1 pseudogene is annotated in these 3,029 nt (G+C 69.5%); it reads left to right on the top strand.

Features of this window, described 5'->3' with window-relative positions:
* Positions 1-3,029: pseudogene (locus tag ACQ4OD_RS26255) on the top strand (adhesin); the annotation flags it as partial.

Below are 3,029 nucleotides of genomic sequence, written 5' to 3'. Positions count from 1 at the left end.
CTGGACAACACCGGCGGCCAGGTCCTGGCCGACACCGACCTGGCGCTGACGGTGGCCGAGGTCATCAACCAGGCCCAGGGCCTGCTGCGCGGCAAGGGCCAACTGACCCTCGACGGCCAGACCCTGGACAACCGCGACGGGCGTGTTTCCGCCGAGCAGGGCGCACGCCTGCGCCTGAGTCAGGCGCTGGACAACGGCAAGGGCCTGCTGACCAGCGAGGGCGACCTCGACATTGCCGCCGCCAGCCTCGACAACAGCGACGCCGAACTGAGCAGCGCCGGCAAACTGACCCTGGCCACCACCGGCAAGGTCGACAACCAGCGCGGTTCGATCACCGCCGACGGCGCCCTCGACCTGCGCAGTGCCAGCCTCGACAACCGGGCCGGCGAAGTTGGCGCCCAGGGGGCCATGGACATCGCCACCGGCACCCTCGACAACCGTGACAGCGGCCATGTGGTCGGCAATGACCGCCTGACCCTCAAGGCCGGCCAGGTCAACAACGCAGGCAGCGACAGCCGCATCGACAGCGATGGCGCCATGCACCTGACCGCCAGCGGTTTCGACCAACAGGCCGGCCGGATGCTGAGCAAGGCCTCGATCACCCTCGACCTGGGCCAGGGCGCGCTGGTCAATCATGGCCTGATCAAGGCCCCGGTGCTGGTGCTGAACAACCTCGGCAGCGTCGACAACCAGAACGGCGAAATCACCAGCCCGCAAGGCTTCACCTTGGTGGCCGATTCCCTGGACAACCGCCAGGGCAAACTGCTCAGCGACCAGGCCTTGACGGTGCGCATTGCCCAGGCGCTGGACAACACCAAGGGCCTGGTCTCGGCCAAGGGCCTGGACCTGCATGCCGCCAGCCTCGACAACCGCGAGGGCACCGTCAGCAGCCGCGCCGGCCTGGTTCTGACCGTCGACGGTCGCCTGGACAACCGCCAGGGCACCCTGGTGGGCGACACCGCCCTCAACCTTGTGGCCGGGACGCTGGACAACAGCAAGGGCAAGGTCTCCGGCAAAGGCCAGGGCGAGGTCCAGGCCGACACCCTGCTCAACAACGCCGGTTCGCTGATCAGCCTCGAGCAACTGCGGATCAAGGGCGGTGAGCTGGACAACCGCGAGGCAGGGCTGCTCGGCAGCAATGGCGCGCTGACCCTGGAGGTCGACCGCATCGACAACCGTGGCGGCGAGATCACCGGCAAGGCCGCTGTCGCGGTCACCGGCACCTCGCTGGACAACAGCGACGGCGGCCTGCTGGTGGCCGGCACCGGCATGACCCTGGCGTTGCAATCGCTGCTCAACCGCAACAAGGCGCGCCTCGAGGCCCAGACCGGACTGACCCTGACCGGCCTGACCCTGGACAACGACGGTGGCCGCCTGACCAGCCAGCGGGACATGACCCTGACCTTGACCGGCGCGGCCCTCAACCGCCTCGGCCTGCTCAGCGCCGAGGGCCAGCTGGTGCTGGCCGCGCACAGCCTGGACAACAGCACCGGCAAGCTGGACAGCGCCGGCCGCCTGACACTGACCACGGGCGGCGCGCTGCTCAACCAGGGCGGCGAGCTGCTCAGCGACAGCGACATCACCCTGGCCAGCGCCAGCCTGGACAACACCGACAAGGGCGCGCTGGCCAGCAAGGGCAAGCTGACCCTCAGCACCGGCCACCTGGACAACAGCCGCCAGGGCAGCATCAGCAGCAACCGCACCCTCGACGTGCACGCCGGCCAGCTCGACAACCGCGACGGCGGCCGCGTGGGCAGCCGCGAAGCACTCACCGCCAGGGTCACCGGCCTCGACCAGCAGGGCGGCAAGCTGTTCAGTGATACCTCGGTGAAGCTCGACCTGGGCCATGGCCACCTGGACAACCGTGGCGGCCTGATCAATGCGCCGTCGCTGCAGCTGGACAACCTCAAGACCGTGGCCAACCAGGGCGGCGAGATGTCCAGCGCCCAGGCCTTCACCGTCGCTGCCGAGCAACTGGACAACGGCAACGGCCGCCTGCTCAGCGACCAGCGGCTGCTGCTGCGGGTCAGCCAGCGCCTGGACAACCTCAAGGGCCTGATCGGCGCCCAGTCGCTGGAGATTCATGCCGGTACGCTGAGCAACCGCGACGGCGGCCGCATCGAAGCCAAGGACGCGCTCGCCCTCACCAGCAAGGGCCTGGACAACCACGCCGGCAAGCTGCTCGGCAGCAGCCTCGCGCTGGACCTGGGCGGCGCCGACCTGGACAACGGCGCGGGCCTGATCACCACCGCCGGGCCGCTGACCCTGGTCAACCTGGCCAAACTGGACAACCAGGGCGGCGAGATCTCCACCGCCCTGGCCCTGCAGCTGGACGTCAGCGAGCTGGACAACCGTGACGGCAAGCTGATCAGCGAACAGACGCTGGGCATCACCAGCGGCGCCATCGACAACCGCAACGGCCTGGTCTCGGGCTGGCAGGGCCTGACCGTGACCGGCCAAAGCCTGGACAATCGCCAGCAGGGCACCCTGTCGAGCCGCTCCGGTGCCGTGCACGCGACCGTGACCGGCGCGCTGCGCAACAGCGACGGCGGCGCGCTGGTCGCCCAGCAACGCCTGGACGTCAAGGCCGCCAGCCTGGACAACAGCGCCAAGGGCATCCTCTCCAGCGGCAGCGGCCAGCAGCTGACCATCACGGCGGCACTGGACAACCATGACGGCGGCCTGATCGATGCCGGGGAAAAACTGGTCATCAGCAGCGGTTCCTTCGACAACCACGGCGGCCGCGTCGCCACTCGCCAGGACCTGGGCCTGACCGCCGCGAGCCTGAACAACAACGACGGCAGCCTCGCCGCCCAGGGCGCGCTGACCCTCGACCTGCTCGGCGAGCTGCTCAACCGCCAGGGCAAGCTGTTCGCCGGCAAGGACCTGCTGGTCCAGCGTGCCGGCCTGGTCGACAACCAGGCTGGCCAGATCGCCAGCCAGGGCCTGCTCAAGGTGCTGGCTGCCAGCGTCGACAACAGCCAGCGCGGCACCCTGGCCGCCAATGGCCCGCTCACGCTCGACAGCCG

Origin of the sequence: Pseudomonas sp. WC1, from assembly GCF_050586565.1 — a bacterium.
Classification (GTDB): domain Bacteria; phylum Pseudomonadota; class Gammaproteobacteria; order Pseudomonadales; family Pseudomonadaceae; genus Aquipseudomonas.
The sequence above is the reverse complement of the archived record's forward strand: the minus strand, read 5'-3'. Positions and strand labels throughout refer to the sequence as shown.